This window comes from Vibrio sp. B172a, from assembly GCF_030248355.1.
Classification (GTDB): domain Bacteria; phylum Pseudomonadota; class Gammaproteobacteria; order Enterobacterales; family Vibrionaceae; genus Vibrio; species Vibrio owensii.
On the sequence record NZ_JAHGAC010000028.1, the window covers coordinates 1 to 22,098 of the forward strand.

General features: G+C 46.0%; 21 protein-coding genes and 1 riboswitch. Of the genes, 5 read left to right on the forward strand and 16 right to left on the reverse strand.

What is annotated here, in order from left to right; all coding sequences use genetic code 11:
- Positions 1-584 precede the first annotated feature (584 nt).
- The gene (locus KIT90_RS22575; protein ID WP_009705144.1) at positions 585-1,040 is read left to right on the forward strand and encodes an RNA-binding protein; all 456 of its coding nucleotides are present in this window, start codon (positions 585-587) and stop codon (positions 1,038-1,040) included.
- Here KIT90_RS22575 and murI read toward each other — a convergent pair.
- From murI to KIT90_RS22590, 3 genes are all read right to left on the reverse strand, one after another.
- Positions 1,003-1,809 carry a glutamate racemase gene (murI, locus tag KIT90_RS22580; RefSeq protein WP_285378822.1) on the reverse strand — a complete coding sequence of 269 codons (807 nt, stop codon included), beginning with the start codon at positions 1,807-1,809 and terminating at the stop codon, positions 1,003-1,005. The two genes, KIT90_RS22575 and murI, sit on opposite strands and share 38 nt — an antisense overlap.
- Positions 1,810-1,849: 40 nt before the next feature.
- Positions 1,850-2,533 (reverse strand): adenine nucleotide alpha hydrolase, encoded by a 684-nt coding sequence (locus KIT90_RS22585; RefSeq protein ID WP_285378824.1) that lies wholly within the window; start codon positions 2,531-2,533, stop codon positions 1,850-1,852.
- A gap of 82 nt (positions 2,534-2,615) precedes the next feature.
- Entirely contained in the window at positions 2,616-4,469 is a 1,854-nt protein-coding gene (locus KIT90_RS22590; protein WP_285378825.1) for a TonB-dependent receptor domain-containing protein, read from the reverse strand.
- 57 nt (positions 4,470-4,526) lie between these two features.
- Positions 4,527-4,729: riboswitch (cobalamin riboswitch) on the reverse strand.
- A 184-nt stretch (positions 4,730-4,913) separates the two neighbouring features.
- Between KIT90_RS22590 and trmA the strand changes: the two genes are divergently transcribed.
- Entirely contained in the window at positions 4,914-6,023 is a 1,110-nt protein-coding gene (gene trmA / locus KIT90_RS22595; protein WP_005438477.1) for a tRNA (uridine(54)-C5)-methyltransferase TrmA, read from the forward strand.
- Between the two features lie 64 nt (positions 6,024-6,087).
- Here the strand turns inward: trmA and KIT90_RS22600 are convergent, their stop codons facing one another.
- Complete coding sequence (locus KIT90_RS22600; RefSeq protein WP_005430908.1) at positions 6,088-6,453, reverse strand: YijD family membrane protein; 366 nt, start codon at positions 6,451-6,453, stop codon at positions 6,088-6,090.
- Positions 6,453-7,094 (reverse strand): HTH-type transcriptional repressor FabR, encoded by a 642-nt coding sequence (fabR, locus tag KIT90_RS22605; RefSeq protein ID WP_005430912.1) that lies wholly within the window; start codon positions 7,092-7,094, stop codon positions 6,453-6,455. Before fabR ends, KIT90_RS22600 begins: the two co-directional genes overlap by 1 nt.
- Before the next feature lie 261 nt (positions 7,095-7,355).
- Here fabR and sthA point away from each other — a divergent pair, with 261 nt between their 5' ends.
- Positions 7,356-8,786, forward strand: a complete 1,431-nt coding sequence (gene sthA / locus KIT90_RS22610) for a Si-specific NAD(P)(+) transhydrogenase (RefSeq protein ID WP_012126563.1) — start codon at positions 7,356-7,358, stop codon at positions 8,784-8,786.
- Positions 8,787-8,853: 67 nt separating this feature from the next.
- On the opposite strand, the gene dinF is transcribed toward sthA, so the two are convergent.
- From dinF to lexA, 3 genes are all read right to left on the reverse strand, one after another.
- Positions 8,854-10,197 (reverse strand): MATE family efflux transporter DinF, encoded by a 1,344-nt coding sequence (gene dinF, locus KIT90_RS22615; RefSeq protein ID WP_199437224.1) that lies wholly within the window; start codon positions 10,195-10,197, stop codon positions 8,854-8,856.
- Between the two features lie 55 nt (positions 10,198-10,252).
- A complete protein-coding gene (locus KIT90_RS22620; RefSeq protein WP_285378828.1) occupies positions 10,253-11,047 on the reverse strand; it encodes a class I SAM-dependent methyltransferase in 795 nt (264 codons plus the stop codon).
- Positions 11,048-11,280: 233 nt separating this feature from the next.
- Positions 11,281-11,901, reverse strand: coding sequence for a transcriptional repressor LexA (gene lexA, locus KIT90_RS22625; protein ID WP_005438488.1), 621 nt, complete (start codon positions 11,899-11,901; stop codon positions 11,281-11,283).
- Positions 11,902-12,269: 368 nt separating this feature from the next.
- Between lexA and plsB the strand changes: the two genes are divergently transcribed.
- Positions 12,270-14,696: a glycerol-3-phosphate 1-O-acyltransferase PlsB gene (gene plsB, locus KIT90_RS22630; RefSeq protein WP_009705151.1), complete on the forward strand. Its 2,427-nt coding sequence runs from the start codon at positions 12,270-12,272 to the stop codon at positions 14,694-14,696.
- A gap of 88 nt (positions 14,697-14,784) precedes the next feature.
- Here the strand turns inward: plsB and ubiA are convergent, their stop codons facing one another.
- Both ubiA and KIT90_RS22640 read right to left on the reverse strand, forming a co-directional pair.
- Positions 14,785-15,639, reverse strand: a complete 855-nt coding sequence (ubiA, locus tag KIT90_RS22635) for a 4-hydroxybenzoate octaprenyltransferase (protein WP_171371847.1) — start codon at positions 15,637-15,639, stop codon at positions 14,785-14,787.
- Positions 15,640-16,179, reverse strand: a complete 540-nt coding sequence (locus KIT90_RS22640) for a chorismate lyase (protein ID WP_078608054.1) — start codon at positions 16,177-16,179, stop codon at positions 15,640-15,642. It abuts the gene before it with no gap.
- Positions 16,180-16,332: 153 nt separating this feature from the next.
- Between KIT90_RS22640 and KIT90_RS22645 the strand changes: the two genes are divergently transcribed.
- Positions 16,333-16,743: a flagellar basal body-associated protein FliL gene (locus tag KIT90_RS22645; RefSeq protein ID WP_005438495.1), complete on the forward strand. Its 411-nt coding sequence runs from the start codon at positions 16,333-16,335 to the stop codon at positions 16,741-16,743.
- 104 nt (positions 16,744-16,847) lie between these two features.
- Here KIT90_RS22645 and glpG read toward each other — a convergent pair whose 3' ends face one another.
- The 6 genes from glpG to ftsY all read right to left on the reverse strand — a co-directional run.
- Complete coding sequence (glpG, locus tag KIT90_RS22650) at positions 16,848-17,690, reverse strand: rhomboid family intramembrane serine protease GlpG (protein ID WP_171371846.1); 843 nt, start codon at positions 17,688-17,690, stop codon at positions 16,848-16,850.
- On the reverse strand, positions 17,690-18,010 hold the full coding sequence (gene glpE, locus KIT90_RS22655) for a thiosulfate sulfurtransferase GlpE (RefSeq protein ID WP_009701354.1): 321 nt from the start codon (positions 18,008-18,010) through the stop codon (positions 17,690-17,692). Before glpE ends, glpG begins: the two co-directional genes overlap by 1 nt.
- 412 nt (positions 18,011-18,422) lie before the next feature.
- Positions 18,423-19,280 carry an RNA polymerase sigma factor RpoH gene (rpoH, locus tag KIT90_RS22660; protein ID WP_005438499.1) on the reverse strand — a complete coding sequence of 286 codons (858 nt, stop codon included), beginning with the start codon at positions 19,278-19,280 and terminating at the stop codon, positions 18,423-18,425.
- 175 nt (positions 19,281-19,455) lie between these two features.
- Positions 19,456-20,424 carry a permease-like cell division protein FtsX gene (ftsX, locus tag KIT90_RS22665; RefSeq protein ID WP_009705153.1) on the reverse strand — a complete coding sequence of 323 codons (969 nt, stop codon included), beginning with the start codon at positions 20,422-20,424 and terminating at the stop codon, positions 19,456-19,458.
- Positions 20,414-21,088 carry a cell division ATP-binding protein FtsE gene (gene ftsE, locus KIT90_RS22670; protein WP_005438501.1) on the reverse strand — a complete coding sequence of 225 codons (675 nt, stop codon included), beginning with the start codon at positions 21,086-21,088 and terminating at the stop codon, positions 20,414-20,416. Before ftsE ends, ftsX begins: the two co-directional genes overlap by 11 nt.
- Positions 21,089-21,110: 22 nt before the next feature.
- Positions 21,111-22,098, reverse strand: a 988-nt coding sequence (ftsY, locus tag KIT90_RS22675) for a signal recognition particle-docking protein FtsY (protein ID WP_285378836.1), incomplete at its 5' end; no start/stop codon positions are given.

Genomic DNA, 22,098 nt, shown 5'->3' on the forward strand with positions numbered 1-22,098 from the left:
AATCTGAGCCATGATCAAACTCTTCAATTTAAGATTTTGTTCGGCTCAATGAATACTGAACATTACATAAGTAATGTTTGAATTGACTGTGCTGAGTCTTTCGACTCAATGGTCACTTCGTTTCATTGAAACCTAATTTGAAACCGAAGTTTCTAATTGGATTATCATCAACGAGTGCCCACACAGATTGATAGGTCTATATTTTTAAAGAACTTTTCTAACTAACTCACCGCCTCAGCGCCTCGTCGTTAGGGGTGCGTATCTTACGCTTCCCAATTTGAGAGTCAAGCATTTTTTCAAATTCTTTTTTCTCTCTTCTCGACTCGCTGTGTGACTTTCGTCTCACTCCGTGTCGGTGGATGCGCAGTATAGGGAATCCAGAAATGAGCGCAACCCTTTTTTTGAAAAAAACATTCCAAGCGGTTACTTATCCATCAAATGCGTAATATCTGCATATTTCTTCGTCACATTTGAGACATATCACAGCAATTGGTTGGAAAAACACCAACCATATACGTAAGATTCATGTGTCTATTTTGTTAATAGGCAGCCAATCTCTTTATCATCTATATGTAGTAATCAAAATGACGTCTAAAAAAAATCTGATCTTGTGTGCTGGGTTGGCGGTCATTGGGGGAATCATCTTCTCTCAGTTACCTGTGCCACCTGCCTTGAGCTTTGTTATCGGTGTTGTCGCTACTGCTTTTCTTTTTTCACTTTCTAGCAAAACACCTGTTCTTCAATCTTCGGATTCCGATCCTTCAACTAAAACGCTGTATGTCGGCAACCTTCCTTATAAGGCAAATGAGAGTCACGTTCGTGATTTGTTTGCTGAGTATGGTCAGGTTTATGCAGTACGCTTAATGAAAGATAAGCGCACTGGTAAAAGAAGAGGGTTCGGTTTTGTAGTGATGGCTGCGGCAGATGCAAAACCTGCTATCGCTAAACTCAATGAGAAGGAATATATGGATCGTACGCTTAAAGTACGTATCGCTAACGACCCTAAACACCCGGATGGTGGTAAACCTGAACAGGATTAAATCCTAAGTTCGCCAAACAGGTATTCAGTGCATCTTCTTGCCAAGGAGGTGCACTGGCATAAATCTTCTTGCTCCCCTCCTCTTTACTCTCTTCCTTCATATCACTTATTAGTAATGCCTTTACTCGACGTGCAATGGCCTCACCAGAATCAACTAACGTAACCTCTCCACCTAATGCTTGATGAATTTCTTCTTTTATTAGAGGAAAGTGAGTACAGCCTAACACTGCAACGTCCACTTTATTACGTAGTGGGAGAAGAATGCTTTCCAACTCTGGAAGAGAGATGCTTTCACCACGTAACTTTTCTTCTGCCATATCCACTAATCGAGTAGAGCCTAATAACTCAACTGGTTTACCTTGCGCAAAGTCGCGAATAAGTTCATGGGTATATTGACGAGTTACGGTCGCAGGCGTAGCAATGAGCCCTACACCTTGAGAAGCGAGTAATGAGGCAGGCTTAATCGCAGGCACTACACCGACAACCGGAATAGATAGATTCGCACGCAGTGATGGCAGCACTATGGTACTTGCGGTATTGCAGGCGATGACGACAATGTCAGCTTGATGCTCTTCGACCAATGCTGCCACCAGCTTATTAACGCGAGTAATCAGCACATCTTGGTCGAGTTCGCCATACGGATAGGCTTCGTTATCGAACAGATACAAGTAATCCATGTGTGGTAGAAGTCGGTGGATTTCTTGGAAGACCGATAGCCCTCCGACACCGGAATCAAACACTAGGACTTTTTTCTTACTTGATGTTCGCACGAGTCTTACCTGCAAATTAGAGACTCGGCGATCATACTGGTTAGATTTGTTTTGGCAATGCTTTGGCTTGGTATCTTTGATGGCTGAATCGCTCCCCTATTTCCACTTCAAGCTTAGTCAATTCTATATGTCCTTGAAATGACGGGGTTGATGTCACCAATGTATGGAATTCGCCATCTTCTCCGCAGGGATCAATATGACCGGGCAATGACTCAATCAGCGCTTTGTCATACCAACGTCCACACCACTCGGGCGGCAACACCTCTCCATCGGTGGTAATTAACATGGTTTGAATACCACGCTCGACAATTTCAAATGCCAATGCCTTGCTCTCTTCCCCCAGTAATGGGAATACGCACTCCCAACCGGCAGGTTCAATATAGCTGCGACGATAGTCTGCAATGCCATTACAGAACATATCGCCAAACGCGACCGCTTCTACATTCATTCCGCTGCTTTGTAATGCATTAACGATAGTTGATTGATAAATGTCGTTACTCGGGAACACTTCAGGCAGTTCGATAGTTATGAGCGGAAGGCCAAGTAAGTCTGCCTGCATTTGCACGACCTCAAGCGGGGTTGCTTGGAAAGGCACTTCTTCATCTACATAGGTGGTGTACAAACCAACTACCTGATAGCGCGGATTTTCGTTTAGTCGCTCTAACGCTAACGTCGAGTCTTTCCCACTCGACCAACTGATCACGACACGTTTCGGTTCTGTCATCTTTTTTCCTTGTTACCTATTTCCACTCGGACCCGACTCACAATAAGAAAGACCGCCGATGTGGCGGTCTTGTTGGAATCAATTAGAAGCGGTAATCCGCAGAGACAAAGTACTGACGTCCTGGTGTGGCGTAACCAGTGTACATCTCGTAATCTTTATCAAAGGCGTTGCTTAGTTTCGCATTCACATCCCAGTTTTGGTTCACAGCATAAGACGCGGTGAAGTTCCATAGGCTATAGCTAGGCAGTCTTGTGTTGCCATTAAAGCGTTCACCTTGGTAAAGGTACTGCGAGCCCAACGTCCATTGGTCAAACGTCGCGTAAGCGTTCCACTTAGCACCACGCTTAGAGCGGTATGCTAGCTGGGTATCTTCTGCACCAGATTTATCGACAGGGTCTTTATAATCTAGGTAGAACTCATGAGATACGATATCTGTATCGAGCTTCACTTCTAGTTCGACGCCTTTGATCTCGGCTTCACCGACGTTTTGCATGCCGGAGCCTTCCCAAATCAACATGTTTTCAATTTGGTTGTAGTAACCCGTCACCGTCCAATCAACAATTGATACGCCTCCAGAGACAGAGATCTCCGTGTTTTCTGACTCTTCCGGTTTTAGGTTTGGCATTTCGTAACCCGGATAGTACAAGTCAACAAAACTCGGCGCGCGGAAAGCGGTACCGTGGCTCAGCGTTAACTCGTAACCTTCGTAAAACGTCCAACCCACAGCAGTTTGCCACGTAGTATTGTTACCAAACTGGTTGTTGTCGTCATTACGTACGCTTGCCTCTAATGTCCATACATCATAAGCGTATTGAGCAATAGCGCTAACACCGAAGTTGGTTCTTGGGTTCTTTTCTGGATCGTAACTCTGAGAAGGTCCCCAATCACTTGGTGCAATGTAGCCCTTTGCGAGTTTTTCTGTGCGGTAATCCAAACCACCACCAATACTCAGTTCTTCGTTAACGCTGTACGAGTTCAACCAAATCGCGTTGAACTGCTCAATAGCAACATGATCGCCAGTAGATTTGTTTTGACCTGATTTATGGTCGTAGTTGTCTTGTTGACCATAAGCCAATTTTAATTCAGATGAGTAAACGTCTTTGTTGTATTCCAGCGATAAGTCGGTACCTACATACTCTACTTCACCAGTTTTTTTCTCATGACCACTCCAAATACTACTGTTGTCGTAATCGTATTCATTGTTGTAAGCACTCACCCCAACGTAACCAGACAAGTTGTCAGAAAAGTTTTGTTGGTAACCCAACTTCAGGTTTAGCGTTTCGAAGCCATGCTCATCGCCATCATTCAATCCTGGCTGAGGCTTAACATTAAAACCATCGGTTTTCTCGTATCCTAAGACACCCTTAAAGTGTTTACCTTCACCCACAGGTTTAGAGACCACAAACGTGCCTTTTTTATGGTTATTTGAGCCATAACCTGCAGACACTCGACCTGAATCGTCATTAATAGGCGCACGAGTAATAATGTTGATTACGCCAGAGATCGCTTCTGAACCATAGATAGAGGCTCGTGCACCACGAATGTAATCGATACGTTCGACAGAGTTGATTGGAAATTGGTTAAAGTCGATACCACCCATGATTGCACGAGGCATACGAACCCCATCAACCAAAACGAGTACCTGAGATGAACTGCCACCACGAACAAACAGCGAAGCACTTTGACCACGACCGCCGTATTGGGCAACTTCGATACTCGGTAAAGTTCGGAATACATCAAACAAGCTATCAGCCTGAAGGCGTTCAATATCCTCTTTGGTTACCGTAACGGTTTGTGCGAGAACCGCACCGTCAACTTGTTTGAATCGGTTTGCAGTAACCACAACCGTTTCGTCTGCGGAGGCTTCTTGAGCCTGTAAATAAAAGGTAGGTGAAAGCAGCGATGCACACGTGATCGCAAGAAATGTTTTTCTCATTGTATTGTCCTAAGTCGCGTAATTCCTACTGAGCCCTACTCGTATTGAGCAGTCCAGTGCTGTGGCTCAGTTGCTGGCAGGTATTCGGACTTAAGAGCGAGGTTACACCATCCTACTTGCTCGACTTCCCACATAAACTAATGCAGTGTCTTGATGAGCGTTCGTTCTCTTTTACCGCTGCGCGTCAGTTCTGGATTCTCACCAGATTCCCATTTCAGCCATCTAGATTGCTAGATAGCACCAGCTTGGGGCAAATACTATTAAGCTATTGATTATTTGTCCAGCCAATATTAGCCCTAACAATTGTAACGTTTTGGCTCATTTCGACCTCAACTGACACAGAACACACTATCTTTAAATCAATTGGGGCACAAAACTGGACATCCTATTGAGATTGAATAAAATCTGCGCTCTTAAATTGAATGCACCATAAAAGGTAAGATCATGGCTACTCTTGATGTAAATCCACAACGCTACCAAGAACAACTGGCTGAAAAAGTCGAACGTCTCACTGATATGTTCGCGCCATACAACGTGCCAGAACTGGAAGTGTTTGAATCACCAGAGCAGCACTACCGTATGCGTGCTGAGTTCCGTGTTTGGCATGAGGGTGAAGACCTTTACTACATCATGTTCAACCAAGAAACTCGTGAGAAATACCGCGTTGACCAATTCCCAGCAGCAAGCCGTCTGATCAACGACCTGATGCCACTATTGGTTGAAGCGATGAAAGACAACGAATCGCTACGTCGCAAACTGTTCCAAGTAGATTTTCTATCGACGCTAAGCGGTGAGATTCTGGTTTCACTGCTTTACCATCGCCAACTTGATGAAGAGTGGATTGAAAACGCAAAGGCCCTTAAGCAACGTTTGAATGATGAAGGCTTCAACCTAAACATCATTGGTCGTGCTCGTAAAATGAAGATTGTCCTAGACCGTGACTACGTGATCGAGAAGCTAGACGTGAATGGTCAAAGCTACATCTACCAACAAGTTGAAAACAGCTTCACTCAACCGAACGGTAAAGTCGCAGAGAAAATGTTGGAATGGGCAGTCGACTGCACTCAAGAAAGCACTGGCGACCTACTAGAACTTTACTGTGGTAACGGTAACTTCTCTCTGGCGCTGGCACAAAACTTCGATCGCGTTCTCGCAACAGAGCTAGCGAAGCCATCTGTGGTTTCTGCGCAATACAACATTGCAGCAAACGAGATTGATAACGTGCAAATCCTACGTCTATCAGCAGAAGAGTTTACTCAGGCAATCGAAGGTAAGCGTGAATTCCGCCGCCTACAAGATGCAGGTGTGGATCTGAAGAGCTACAACTGCAATACGATTTTTGTCGATCCACCACGCTCTGGTATGGATGTCGACACTTGTAAAATGGTGCAAGGCTACGAGCGCATCATGTACATCTCTTGTAACCCAGAGACACTTAAAGAGAACTTGGACATTCTATGCGAAACCCACAACGTGACACGTTTTGCTCTGTTTGACCAATTCCCTTACACACACCACATGGAAGCAGGTGTACTGTTGGAACGTAAAGCGTAATCCACCAGCATCAGAAATAAAAAAGCGAGCTCAATGGCTCGCTTTTTTGTTGGATTCGTTTTGCTTATTCAGCAGTGGTCTTCTTTTCCATGAAACCCAGTTTTTTACCGATCCACGCTAGGAGAATCATTGAAACTAGAATTGCGAAGAAGTTAGAGCCTGCTTCTGGGTATTGCGCTTTAATAAACGCAGAGTGACCAAATGCACCTACGAAGAAACACGCCAGACCAACAAGTGGGATATCTTCAGATACTGGGTTGTTAAGGTATTCTTGGTACAGCGCCTGTACAGCTAGCACGAGTGCAATCAGAGGGAAGATTGAAAAAGACACTTCGCTCATGGTCAACCATGACAACAAAGCATCACCACACATACCTGCAACCAGTGCCAAAATCAGCGTTTTCTTTTCAGATTTATTTCCATTCGACATTATTCTATCCCGCCTTTTAATCGGTTACGTTCACGTTCTTTGCGATACCAATAGGCCCCTTTGGCTATCATTCGCAATTGCATGATCAATCGCTCGGCGAGTTCATCGCGCTCGCGTCGATCTAAATCTAAAGCTTCCGCACCAGAGCTAAACACCAAAGTAACCGACGCCTCTGCTTGAGTGAACGCCTCTTCTTTGGTCATACCGGTGCTCATTAAGTACTCAGTTAATTCTGCCGCAAAATGCTGAATTTCTCGAGCGACGGCAGTACGAAATTCAGAGGAAGTGCCGGAGCGCTCACGCAACAATAAGCGGAAAACGTTAGGACTACTTTCAATGAATTCCATGAAGGTTTCAACTGAAGTTCGAATCACACTGCCTTCTTTGACAATACGCTGACGCGCCTGACGCATCAGTTGGCGCAACAACAAACCACCTTCATCAACCATGGTTAAGCCCAGCTCGTCCATGTCTTTGAAGTGACGGTAAAAAGAAGTCGGTGCAATTCCTGCCTCTCGGGCAACCTCACGCAAGCTGAGATTGGAAAAGCTGCGATCCGCACTGAGTTGATTAAATGCCGCATCGATCAACGATCGACGTGTTTTTTCTTTTTGCTGCGCGCGGATTCCCATCGATTTCATTCTTTAACTTGCTCTTTTTCTATTGGGTACGAGAGCTTCAATATAACGCATATCGCACCCACGTATAAAGCGACGTTATCTGCCGATAAGCGGCGAGCACGTTACTATTGCCATGCACCCAATTGCAATTGTCTCGCTTCAAATAGTAGACATACAGCATACCAATTAGTTCTTTTGGGCGATTCTGCGTGATCACTTCCACTCTCTAGCAGGCATTACGTGTTCCCAATAGAGTAAATGAGTTAAAATCCCGCTACAGCAATGTTAAGCAAATATAACAAGGAAGACATCATGGCGCATGCTAATCACTATGACGTGATCGTAATTGGTAGTGGCCCGGGCGGTGAAGGGGCGGCGATGGGATTGACCAAAGCCGGACTGAATGTTGCCATCGTAGAAAAGGAAAGCAGTGTTGGTGGCGGTTGTACGCACTGGGGAACCATACCATCCAAGGCATTGCGTCATGCGGTTAGCCGTATCATTGAATTCAATAGCAACCCGTTATTCTGCCGCAATAACACCAGCCTTCATGCAACATTTTCTGACATTTTAGGTCATGCGAAATCGGTCATTGATAAGCAAACTCGACTTCGTCAGGGCTTTTATGATCGTAACTCCTGCACGCTTTTGTTTGGTACTGCACGCTTCATTGACAACTACTCCATCGCAGTGATGCAAAGTGATGGTACAGAAGAAGTGTACTCCGCGGACAAATTTGTTATCGCCACGGGATCTCGTCCATATCAACCAAATGATGTCGACTTCTTGCATGAACGCATCTACGACAGTGACTCAATCTTGAGCCTGAAACACGATCCTCGCCACATCATCATTTACGGCGCGGGCGTGATTGGTTGTGAATACGCATCAATCTTCCGTGGTCTAGGTGTAAAGACCGACTTGATTAACACTCGCGACCGTCTGCTCTCTTTCCTAGATAACGAAGTCTCGGATGCTCTGTCTTACCACTTCTGGAACAGTGGCGTGGTGATTCGTAACGATGAAACGTTCGAGAAAATCGAAGGCACAGAAGATGGTGTTATCGTGCATCTTCAATCTGGCAAAAAGATGAAAGCCGATTGCCTACTGTATGCTAACGGTCGAACGGGTAACACAGACAAACTCAACTTACCTGCAGTTGGACTTGAAGGTGATTCACGCGGACAACTCAAAGTAGATGGTAACTACCGTACAGAAGTGGAACACATCTACGCCGTCGGTGATGTGATTGGCTACCCTAGCCTAGCGAGTGCAGCGTATGACCAAGGTCGTTTCGTGGCACAAGCCATCACTAAAGGACAAGCTGACGGCAATCTGATTGATGACATCCCAACGGGTATCTACACCATTCCAGAAATCAGCTCAGTGGGTAAAACCGAGCAAGAACTGACTGCGGCGAAAGTGCCTTACGAGGTGGGACGCTCTTCGTTCAAGCATCTCGCTCGTGCACAGATTGCAGGTAAAGACATCGGCAGCTTGAAAATCCTCTTCCATCGCGAAACCAAAGAAATTCTTGGTATTCACTGCTTTGGTGAGCGCGCTGCAGAAATCATCCACATCGGCCAGGCCATCATGGAACAAAAAGGTGAAGCCAATACGATTGAATACTTCGTCAATACCACCTTTAACTATCCGACGATGGCCGAAGCGTATCGTGTAGCGGCACTGAACGGGTTGAACCGATTATTCTAATTCAATTGGGTTGCCATGATCCAAAAACTAAAACAGCAGGTTTCGACCTGCTGTTTTTTATGTGTAACTAGGCAAGAAAGCTTCCCTTGCGCCATTGATAGAAGAAGATAGCGCCGAGTCCGATCCCTCGCATTGCCATGAAACTGGTCATCGCAAACCATAGTGCATGGTTTTGCCAACCAGAGAACAAAAAGAAAATCGCGAAGAAACAGCAAGTCGCTACGAACATACTGTTTCGCATGTCTTTACCTTTAGTGGCGCCAACAAAAATGCCATCAAATAGGAAACACCACATCGAAGCTAATGGCATGACCACCAGCCATGGTAAATATACCGACGCTTGCTGCTGCACCGCGTCAATCGAAGTGATCATGGCGATCAAGTGCGATCCCGCCAAACCAAATACCGCAGTCAAACCTAAGCAGATGATCAGACTCCAGAAGAAAGTACCAATCAATGATGCACTGAGCTGCGCTCGGTCTTTGGCACCGATCGCTTTGCCAACCATGGCTTCCATGGCATAAGCGAAACCGTCCATACCATAGGAAATCATCATCAAGAAACTCATCAATACCGCATTGGCCGCAACCACATCATCACCAAAGCTCGCACCTTGGAAAGTCATAAAGCTAAACGTAGCTTGTAAGCATAGCGAGCGTAAGAAGATATCGCGATTGAGTTTTACGAACCGCCCTAACCCATGTTGAGTATCAGTTAGCAAGCTCTTAGGTGATGGCAACTGACGCGATCGCCATGTTTTCCACACACACATCAAGCCAAACGCCATGCCTGAGTAATCCGCAATCACCGACGCTAGCGCTGCCCCTTCTACTTTCCAGCCCAAGCCAATAACAAACAGCAAATCGAGCGCAATATTGGTTACGTTGGTGATGATCACCATCCACATTGGGGCTTTGGAGTTTTGCGTTCCGAGCAGCCAGCCCAACAACACAAAATTCATCAGCGCAGCGGGCGCACTCCACACTCGAATAGAGAAATATTGCATGCCGTAGTGCTTCACTTCAGCACTGGCATCACTCCAACCAAAGATCAGATCCGCGATCGGGTTATGGGCAATAAGGAAGACTAACGCAAACAGCAATGCCATGAGTGAGCCTTGCATAAACACCAAGGCGAGTTGTTTTCGGTCTTCACCACCATAGGATTGCGCCGCTAATCCAGTAGTCGACATACGTAAGAAGCCAAGCAACCAAAACGTCACACTGATCATGGTACTGCCCAATGCAACGCCGCCCAGATACCAAGCGTGTTCAAGGTGGCCGATCACAGCAGCATCAACCAAGCCCAAGAGTGGAACAGTAATATTCGACAGCACCATAGGGATAGCGAGCGCTAACACTTGGCGATGCACTTGAGGATTCGATAAAGGAGAGAAGATAGAGTTTGTCACAGGCACCTCGTTGTTTAGATCAGCGAGTGTACCTGAGTGTTCAATGCCTAGCCAATTACCACTTGATGTGAACGAGGACTGGCGTGAGGCGATGCTTCAACATTGGGATCTTATTCAACCAACGTTGCCATGCTTTCCAGCGTGAACAGAATCGGTCGAATGGCGAGAAGGCTTTGACCCATTGTGCCCACGGTAACCAGTGAAGTACTTGTTGTGCTGGTGCTTCAAAACCATGTGCGTACGTATCTGAACCGAGCTGCTGACCCCATTTGCTTTCGGTTAAATCACCCGCTAGCACCATGCACACTTCTGCCGATACAAAATGACGACCCAGAGTTTGGATGAAAGTCGCAACGCGCGATTCATCACAATCGAGTAAAGCCATCTCACATAGAATCAATACTGGTGCTTTTTCAGGAATGCGTAGTTCATCTAACCAACTCATGTCTTCTACGCTGCCGCAACGATGCTCGTAGCGTTCGTTTTTATGAAACAATCGCTGACGCCAAACCAGATTCTCGGTGACATCCAGTTCAATCCAGTGACAACGACCATTGTCCAAACGGTAGAAGCGCGTATCTAAGCCCGCACCGACATTAATGATCCAAGCGTCTGAGTGTTGTTGAAGAAAGTGACTGACCTGCTGATCGCACAGTTGAGTTAAAGTCACATGCAGCAGCTGCTTCTGATCGACGTCGCCACTGATGCAATCTGGCGCCATCTTGCAGCTCAAGCACGCTTTTGCAGCGATCGGATCGTACACCAAGCCGTTATCGACCAAGCTTTCGCGGCTACGCAAAAACAACGGTTTCAACAGATGATTAGGTACGTGATGTTGAGGCTTGGACATGGGCATTTCCTTGCGCCGAAAAGAAAATGGTTAAATGGAATTAGATGATAATAAATCTCAATATCACTTGCAAGTTTTAACGTAACAACCAAACACTCTGAATCAGGCCGAACGTAACTATGCTAGGAAGAAAAGAAATATGCTTTGAAGAAAATAAAAACGGGAATAGAAAGTGCAGAAAACACAAAGCCCAGCAGAACGCTGGGCTTTATTAGAATGCTTGAGGTAAAAACCTACATCCAGTCGGTGTTACGGATGATGCCAACCGCCAGACCTTCAATCGTCAGATGTTGCGACGTCAGGTCAACTTGGATTGGTGAAAACTCTTCGTTCTCTGCATGCAGTAGAACCGTAGAACCTTTGCGCTCTAGACGCTTCACCGTCACATCATCATCAACACGTGCAACTACAACTTGACCGTCGCGCACATCTTGAGTTTTGTGCACAGCCAGCAAGTCGCCGTCCATAATACCGATGTCTTTCATACTTTCGCCGTTTACGCGAAGTAAGAAGTCTGCTTTTGGTTTGAACATAGCAGGATCCACTTGGTAGTGAGACTCCACATGCTCTTGAGCCAGAATCGGCTCACCAGCAGCAACTTGACCAATCAAAGGCAGGCCTTGATCGTCGTTTGCCGCATCTTCAAGTAGGATTCGGATCCCGCGAGATGCGCCTGGAATAATTTCAATCGCTTGTTTACGAGCAAGCGCTTTTAGGTGTTCTTCTGCGGCATTCGCAGAGCGGAAGCCAAGCTCACGCGCAATCTCTGCACGAGTTGGTGGCATTCCGGTGTCTTCGATTTTGCTTTTAATCAAATCGAAGACTTGTTGTTGGCGTGGCGTTAACGGCTTCATATGTCACCTGTCTTTTTATACAGTTAACTGTGAGTATATCCAGTAAATGGACAAATGAAAACCCAATTGGTTGTTTTTTAATTTATTTGCGCCAGTTTCAGATCCCATCCACAAACCTCAAGTGAGCATGCGTTTTAAACACGCAATAAGCAATTCGTCTAATGAAAGCAACAACCTAGGGGTTCGACTAATTTCCGCTCAATAAAATTAAAAGGTTTGACCAGTTTCTGGTATCCTTGCTGCGCTTAAATTTTATCGCCTAGGCTTATTTCTATAGCCGTATCTATTACCTTCTCTTTAGAAGAAGGCAAAGCGGACACTGAAATAAGGTTAGGTTTGTTTGAATACCTATTGAGGCTGTGAACTTTATGTCTTCTGGACAATCATTTTCACGTTCATTACTAAAACTACCTTTATCGGTAATGGTAAAGGGCACCACAATCCCATCGAATCCGATTGATGATCTCAACATCGACCTCACTAAACCGATTGTGTATGCCTTACCGTTCCGTTCGAACGTGGATTTGCTGACACTGCAAAAACAAGCTTTGAGTCTTGGTCTGCCTGACCCGCTCAGTCCATTGGAAATCAATGGAAAGACATTAACTCGTTATGTGTTTATCGCGTCTCGTCCAACTGTGATGAGCAACGATAACGATGTACCAAGCGAGTCGGTTTCTCTATTTACAGAGTTACTAGAACTGCACAAACTCGACAGCGAGTTAGACGTGCAAATGATCCCTGCAACTGTGCTTTGGGGTCGTAAACCTGGTAAAGAAGAAAACCACAAGCCGTACCTGCAACCAATGAATGGTCCGCAAAAGGCAAAAGCGGTCATGGCAGCTGGTCGTGACTGTTTGGTGCGTTTTAGCCCAGTGGTTTCACTGCGTTACATGGCAGACTCTCACGGTACAGACAGTGCGATTGCGCATAAGCTTGCTCGTGTTGCACGTATCCACTTCTCTCGTCAGAAGCTTGCGGCATCCGGTCCAAACCTGCCTCAACGCCAAGTGCTGTTTGCACGCTTAATGAAATCGCCAGCGATTGAAAAAGCGATTGAAGACGAAGCGCAAAGCAAAAACATTTCTATCGAAAAAGCACGCAAAGAAGCCCATGACATCATGGATGAGATTGCAGCTGACTTCTCTTATGGTTTGGTGAAAAACGGCGATCGTATTCTTGGCTGGTTGTGGACGAAGCTTTACCAAGGTCTGCACATCAACAACGCTTCGACCGTTCGTCGCCTAGCGCAAGATGGTCATGAGATCGTGTATGTGCCATGTCACCGCAGTCACATGGACTACCTATTGCTTTCTTACGTTCTGTACCATGAAGGTATGGTGCCACCGCACATTGCTGCGGGTATTAACCTGAACTTCTTCCCAGCGGGTCCAATCTTCCGTCGTGGTGGTGCGTTCTTTATTCGTCGTAGCTTTAAAGGCAACAAGCTGTACTCAACGATTTTCCGTGAGTACCTATCAGAGCTGTTTGCTAAAGGTTACTCGGTAGAGTACTTCAGTGAAGGGGGTCGCTCACGTACTGGTCGTCTGCTTCAAGCAAAAACCGGTATGTTGGCAATGACGATTCAAGCCATGCTGCGCGGTCTAAACCGTCCAGTAACGTTAGTGCCTGTTTACATCGGTTATGAGCACGTAATGGAAGTGGGCACTTACGCCAAAGAGCTTCGCGGTTCACGCAAAGAGAAAGAGAATGCGGGTCTTGTACTGCGTACTCTGCGTAAGCTGCGCAATTTTGGTCTTGGTTACGTGAACTTCGGTGAGCCAATTCAGCTAAACCAATACCTGAACGAACATGCGCCAGAATGGACGAAAGACATCGATCGCATGGGCGGCAGCAAACCACAATGGATGAACCCTGTGGTGAACGGTCTGGCAAACAAGATGATGACGCACATTAACGATGCGGCAGCGACTAACGCGCTAACTCTATGTGCGACCGCACTGTTGGCTTCTCGTCAGCGTGCATTGTCTCGTGACTCTCTAATCAACCAGATTGAATGCTACCTGAAGCTACTTAAGAACAACCCATACTCAAACACTTCAACGGTTCCAACAGAAACGGCTGAAGAGTTGGTGGATCACGCGATCTCACTTGATAAGTTTGTGATTGAAACTGACACCATGGGTGACATCATTTCGCTGGATCGTAGCCAGTCGATTCTGATGACTTACTACCGCAACAACATCATTCACCTGTTCGCCCTACCGTCATTGATTGCTCAGATGATTATTCGTCAACGCAACGTGACCGTAGAAAAGATTCAAGAAAACGTCGCTCAAATCTACCCATTCCTGAAAAAAGAGCTGTTCCTAAGCTACAAGGAAGAAGAGTTGAACGAGCTGGTCGTGAAGATCTTGAACGAGTTCATTGAGCAGAAGATGGTTTGCCAAGATGGTGACAAACTGGAAATTAACCAGTCAAACAACCAATCATTGGTTCTGTTGGGTCGTACTATCACAGAAACACTGCAACGTTACTCTATCGCAATGAACCTACTGGTAGCAGACCAAGAGCTGGGTAAATCTGACCTTGAGCAGAAGAGCCAAGACATTGCACAGCGTTTGGGGCGTCTGCACGGCATCAACGCCCCAGAGTTCTTCGATAAAGGCGTATTTACTGCGATGTTCAATACGCTGAAAGAGCAACAATATCTAGATAGCGACGGTAACTGCGATCTTGAGAAGACACAGCAATTTGCCAAACTGCTGTTTGCTCTGCTTTACCCAGAAGTGAAGTTGACCATCGAAGAGAGTATCCACCAGTTGCAAGCATAGTTCGCTTAAGCTCGATACTCACTCGACAAAAACACAAAAGGCATCCAATCGGATGCCTTTTTTCTATCTGAATGTCTGTACTATGCCGTTACCAGAAAGCGATAACCAGGCCGATAGCAATCACCATTCCCACATAGTTATTGTTAAGGAAGGCTCTGAAACACAAGTCGCGATCTCGATGGCGAATCAAATGTTGCTGGTACACGAACAATGAAGCAGCCACCAGAATCGTCCAGTAGTAGCTTTGGCCAAGTTCATAGTGCTGACCAAGTAGCACCAACATCGCCAAGGTAATCAACTGTAGAACGCCAATCACCAGCTTATCGTGGCGACCAAATAAGATAGCCGTTGATTTGATGCCAATCTTTAAATCATCATCTCGGTCGACCATCGCGTATTGAGTGTCGTAGGCGATCGTCCATAAAGCATTAATCGCAAACACAAACCACACAATCAAAGGCAATTCGCCTGTTTGTGCTGCCCACGCCATCGGAATCGCCCAGCTAAAAGCCAAACCTAAAAACAGCTGCGGCAAATGGGTGTAACGCTTCATAAATGGATAAATGAACGCCAAAAAGATGCCCGCAAAGGAGAGCTTGATCGTCAATGGGTTCATGGTCAGCACTAATAAGAAAGAGCTGATACCCAAAACCAAAAACAGACCAATCGCTTCTTTCGAGGTTACTTTACCCGACGGTAAAGGACGCTGTTTGGTGCGTTTCACATGCCCATCAACTTTACGGTCGGCAAAGTCGTTAATCACACAACCGGCGCTACGCATTAGGAACACGCCTAACACAAACACGATGAGTACATTCCAACTTGGTATGCCTTGGGCGGCAATCACAAGTGCCCAAACCGTCGGCCACAATAACAAGAGTGAGCCAATTGGGCGGTCCATTCGCATCAGTTGCCAATATGCTTTGGCTTTGTCTGCGGACATTTACACCTTCTCCTTAGCGTAAACTGGTGAATTTGGTAAGAATAACTCAGCAACCAGCATGGGTTTGTGATTCATCCACAGTCTTGAGCGTCGCGCTAAAAAGCGCCCCTGTGGCAAACTAACCCATCCCATTTGCAGAGCATCGCGTTCAACGTTATCGGCGCTGAACACAGTTAAACCCAGCGGGATATCCCCTTGCTGAGCTAAGTCATATTGTTGATCGACCAAGGTTGAACGAGGAATGAGCGTGCGGCCAATGACCCAATCCGTATTGTCGCCACATAAAATCACCTCTCTCAGTAGGCAATCTTGCTCAGACAATAGCTGGCTCTCATCCTGTTTTAACGTCTTGGCTGTGACGATCTGATTGTGCAGCAATTCCACTGTTAAGCGTTGGCAATGCTGACCTAAACGACGTGACAAAGAGCCCTGTTCTTCAAGCCAATGCTTGGCGAATTCGCTAGGGAATTCAAAATCTTCGGGGTTTTGCCACTCTACTTCCAATAAAGAAGTAAGATAGAGTGATGTCGGCTGATTCATACTAGTATTCAATTGGAGGCTTTATGCGTACAATAAAGCAACAACTTACCGTCTTATTGAAACCGTAAGTTCCGTTATTTGTTTTAGACGGTCTATTGTATCAAGACTGAAGCGATTCGAATATCGCGATCCAGAGAAAGAAAAGTTAGAAATATGTACAAACGTTATGTAGCCCAAATTATTTTCGCGCTAAGTCTGCTTATTTCAGCACCAAGTTGGGCTGAATCAGAAGAAGCTGCACCTAAGTTAGCCTACTTCACGCTAGAACCCGATTTGACCACAAACTTCTACACCAAAGGCAACAAACTGGGTTATGTGCAAGTACGTATCGACATCATGGTCATGAGCCAACAAGACCTTGCGGTTGTAGAACATCATCAGCCATTGATCCGCGATGCGGTGATTGAGCTTCTAGGTAAGCAAACAGAAGATACGATCAAGTCTTTGTCTGGCCGCGAAGATCTGCGCAAAACTCTAGTGAAAGAGCTCAACGAGACCTTGCTGCCAGAGACTGGCAAAACCATCATCGCTGATTTGCTGTTTACCAAATACCTTTATCAATAGTGTGAAGAGCTAAAGCTGACGAGCTCATATCGATAAGCGAAAGACAGATAAACAAAAGACCGCCGATTGGCGGTCTTTTTTGTTGGTATCTATAAATCATTAATTCAGGAGGCTTGTTGATATTTCTGCTTACCGGAATCAAACAGCGCAATCGCCATCCCAGAAAGCAAACCCACCAAGTGTGCCGTATTAGCAATCGCCATAAATGGCTGAACAAAACCAAGTACTAGCCACACCAACATAAAGCCAATAATAGGTTTAGGCAGTGTTAAACCGAGATGTGGGCAACGGTAGCCAAGGATCCACAAGTAACCAAGCAGCGCATAAACCACACCAGATAAACCACCGAAGTTTGCCCCTTCCACATAAAACTGCCCCGCACCGGAGAGCGCTGCAGAAATAAAGAAGATTTGCAGTAACTTACCAGAACTCAAACGGCGCTCGATATCCCCGCCCAATTGCCACCACCACAAAAGGTTGAACACAATATGGGTAACAGAGAAATGCAGCAGTGCATGACTAACCCAACGCCAGAGTTGCCACTGTTGTCCTTCGAAAGCTGGGAAATGGAGCAGAGCAAACACGCCATCACCAAAACCGAACATCTGCAAAAAGTAGATAACCGTACAAACAGCCATGATGAATAAGGTCACGGGGCCCGCTTTGGCTTTCACCATGCCCATGATGCTTGGGCTGGAATAATGGAATTTACTCTTACGAGTATCGGCAACGTCCCACGAGGCGGCGCTGTATTTCGAAGCAGAGGGGTTCGCTAAAAACTGCTTTAGTTCTGCTTCGACTTCAATTTCATGCTGTGCATCCGCCAGCCAAAGTGCAAACTGCCCTTCACCTTCTGGCATCATCTGGATATCTATCTTGCGCGATGCCATGTAATCAATGAAGGCTTGCGCCATACGTGGATTATTTAACGTTACCAATCTCTTCATTAACTTCTCACTATCGGTAGTTCTGCTCGTTGCCAGGCTTCAAAGCCACCATCCACACTGTACACCTGTTCGAAGCCTTGGTTAACCAAATATTGCGCCGCACCTTGGCTACTGATGCCGTGGTAGCACATCACTAAGATTGGTTGCTCGAATTCCACATCGTTCATGAAAGGAACGATCGAATCATTAGTCAGATGAAAAGCGGACTCGGCATGCGCCACAGCAAAAGATTGTGGGTCACGAATATCAACAAGCTTTGCTTCACCTTGTTCGAGCAATGCTTGAGCGCCTTGTACATCGATATGTTGAAACTGGTCCATTTACTTTCTCTATGTCGTTTTCGTTATTGACGCCATTGTAACCTATCCAAAGCCAAACTTAGACACAGAGATAGTCAGGGCATTAAACGCTGTACATATTCGCACCGTTTGTGGATAAATCTGTGAATTGCGTTGATAAAGTGTATTTGGATCATTTGATCCACAATATGTAGTAATGATCTTGATCTAACTGTGTGTATATTCACAACTATCCCCAAACCAAAAACTGCTTCAAAGCCTTATTTTGTCCGGCTTTCGAACAGTTGATGAATAATTACTTCACAGAGTTATACACAGGTAGCACAGATAAATTAGATCGCAAACGCTGTCTATTTTCGATCGAAAATAAAAAAGCCGAGATCACATGATCTCGGCTTTCTATGAAAATCTTACTTGAGATTAGAAGCGAAAGTTAGAACTCACCAACAGCAAGTTTCAATTTCTTCATCGCGTTCTTTTCTAGCTGACGAATACGCTCAGCAGAAACACCAAACTCATCGGCAAGGTCTTGCAAGGTTGCTTTCTCGTCATCTAACCAACGAGAACGAACAATACGCTGGCTGCGCTCATCTAGGCTTGCAAGTGCATGACCTAGACGGTTATTGGTGTGTGTTTCCCAGTTTGCAGCTTCAATGTTATCGGCAACATCAGAAGACTTATCTTCTAGGTACACCATTGGCGCTGTGTACGAGTTTGCGCTGTCGTCATCGTCCATTGGCATATCAAACGTAGAGTCTACAGCCGCTAGACGAGATTCCATTTCGCGAACTTCAGAAGGCTCTACACCTAGCTCACGTGCAACAGTTTCAACTTCACCGTTGTTGAACCAACCTAGACGCTTTTTCGACTTACGTAGATTGAAGAACAACTTACGCTGTGCCTTGGTTGTCGCGATCTTAACGATACGCCAGTTACGCAGTACGTATTCATGGATCTCAGCTTTGATCCAGTGAACAGCGAAAGACACCAAACGCACACCAACTTCTGGGTTGAAGCGCTTAACAGCCTTCATAAGGCCGATGTTGCCCTCTTGCACTAGGTCTGCCATCGGCAAGCCATAGCCTGAGTAGCCACGAGCAACGTGAACAACGAATCGTAGGTGTGACAAGATCAGGCCTTTCGCCGCATCTATCTCACCGTTGTAGTGTAATCTTTCTGCCAGCCCACGCTCTTCTTCTGGTGTCAGCATTGGGTAGCTGTTTACAGAACGGATATAGCTATCAAGGCTATCTTGCGTGACTAGAGCCATCGGATACGCTTCTTTTGTCATTCAATTCCTCATCAATCTCTGATCTGGAGCATTACATTGCAATTTAGCTTGGCCATCTTGAACTCAAAATGAACAAGTTTCAAGAAGGGCGAGTAATTATCCATAAACAAATAGTCTATACAAGGGGTAAAAATTAGCTTGTGCTAATAAATTCCAAGTATAAGACCTTTATCACCTAAACTGGTTCAATTTCTTTCAGGTGACGCTGCGCGGATACTCGAGCGGCAATACAACCCAATAGACTACCAGTCATGATTAGTAGCAGAGATTCATCCCAGCTCAAGCCAATCAAGCGGAATTGGCTGTCGTAAAGCGAGGCTAATTGCTCAACCGCATTGTTCATAACAACCGTAATCAATGCCGTCACTAGCCACGCAATGCTTGCCCCAAGCACACCGAACCACATGCCAGTGTATAAGTAAGGGCGCAGAATGAAACTGTCGGTTGCACCAATCAGCTTCATGGTTTGAATCTCTTCTTTGTTCGCCAACACATTAAAGCGCAATGTATTGCCGACGATTAAAAATACAGCACCCAACATCAGCACTGTCAGGGTGATGACAATAATGCTAGCAAGGGTTTTAATCGCATCAAGGCGCGCTAGCCAGTCTTCATCGAGCCTAACGTCGGTAACGTCTTGTTGCTCACGAACTTCTTTAGCAAGCGACTGAATATCACTTTTTTGTTCTGAATCTGGCGTAATCACCAACACACCAGGGAGCGCATAACCACTCAATAAGCTCAACGCTTGGTCAAAGCCGGCATATTGGCTTAAATCAGATAGACCTTGTTGCGGCGAAATATATTCCACCTCTTTTACCAAAGGCCAAGTTTCAATCTGATCTTTTAGCACCATCACGCGCGCATCAGGCATGCCTTCGACTAAGTAAGCACTGACTTGAGATGGCGACGCGACGTCTTGAGCAGCACTCGCCACGTTTTTACCCAACAAATACAAGCAAGCCGGCATCGCTAACGCTACCGAGATGACGGCTAAGGTAAGAATGTTACCTAATGGACGACGCCATAATGCGCCAAAAGAAGATTTTGCTTGTTTTACATGGACAGAGAAAAAACCATCGGTATTTGCACGCTTGGCACTACGACCTTTCCCTTTTTTCTGGGTGCGCTTGTTACCTACCATAGTCTTCTACCTCACTTAGGAAGCCTTGGTTCAATTCAAAATGGCGATATTGTGGGCGAGTGTTTACTAACCCGATATCGTGTGTCGCAAGAAGGATCGTTACGCCAGCACGGTTAAATTCTTCGAATAGTCGTAACACACGGTTAGACAATTCTGGATCGAGGTTACCAGTTGGCTCATCCGCCACCAGTAAGGTTGGTCGATTCACGACAGCGCGTGCGATACCAACTCGTTGCTGTTCACCACCAGAGAGCTGGCTTGGCAAACAACGGGCTTTATCAAGCAAGCCCGTTTTATCCAACGCCGCAGAAACACGGCGTTTGATTTCGTTTTCAGAAATCGACTCGATGCGCATTGGCAGCGCGACATTGTCGAAGACGCTGCGATCCATCAATAAACGGTGATCTTGGAAAACAATCCCGATGTTGCGACGCAAGAACGGAATGTCTTTGTTTGGGATACGCGTGATGTCGTGGCCATTAAAATGGACTTTGCCATCGGTTGGACGCTCTATCGCACATATCAGTTTCAACAAGGTACTTTTACCTGCTCCGGAATGTCCGCCTAAAAACGCCATTTCTCCGCGTCGAAGGTGAAAGTCGACTTTCTGCAAGGCTTGTCGACCACCTCGGTAAGCTTTGCTCACTTGCTGAAATTTGATCACCGTTGATTTCCTCTAACTCTTGTTATTCTTCGCGACTAAACAGAGCGTCAATGAACTCTTGAGTTTCAAATGGACGCAAGTCTTCAATGCCTTCGCCTACACCAATGTAGCGAATTGGAATTTCGAACTGATCAGCAATGGCAAAGATAACGCCACCTTTCGCCGTACCATCCAGCTTAGTCAATGTAATCCCGGTTAGAGGGGCAACATCACTGAAAAGTTTCGCTTGGCTAATCGCATTTTGACCTGTACCTGCGTCTAGCGTCAGCATGATCTCGTGTGGTGCCGAGTCATCAATCTTCTTCATCACACGCACGATCTTACGCAGCTCTTCCATTAGGTTGGCTTTGTTTTGTAGACGGCCTGCAGTATCGGCAATAACGACATCCACACCGCGTGCTTTTGCCGCTTCAATTGCATCGTAGATAACGGAAGCACTGTCAGCACCTGTGTGCTGAGCAATCACAGGAACGTTATTACGCTCACCCCAAACTTGTAGTTGCTCTACGGCTGCGGCGCGGAAAGTATCGCCCGCTGCAAGCATGACTTTTTTACCTTGGTTTTGGAATTGCTTCGCTAGCTTACCGATTGTCGTTGTCTTACCAACACCATTCACACCGACCATTAAGATAACGTAAGGCGTTTTGTTGGTATCGATCTCAAGCGGTTGCTCTACTTTAGATAGGATTTCGGCCATCTCTTCTTTTAGCAAGCCGTAAAGCGCTTCGCCATCTTTCAAATCACCGCGAGAGGCTTTCTCTGTCAGGTTATTGATGATTTTCGTGGTGGTATTCATACCCACGTCGGCGATAAGCAACTGTTCTTCTAATTCTTCGAAAAGGTCTTCATCGATTTTTTTACCGCTGAACAAACCGAAGAAACCCGCACCAATGTTTGCCTTAGTGCGACTTAGGCTGCGCTTCAGGCGAGCAAAGAAGCTTTCGGTTGGCTTTTCTTGTTCTTGGACACGAGGCGCAACCGGCACTTGTGGCTCTTCTGCTTCTGCTTCT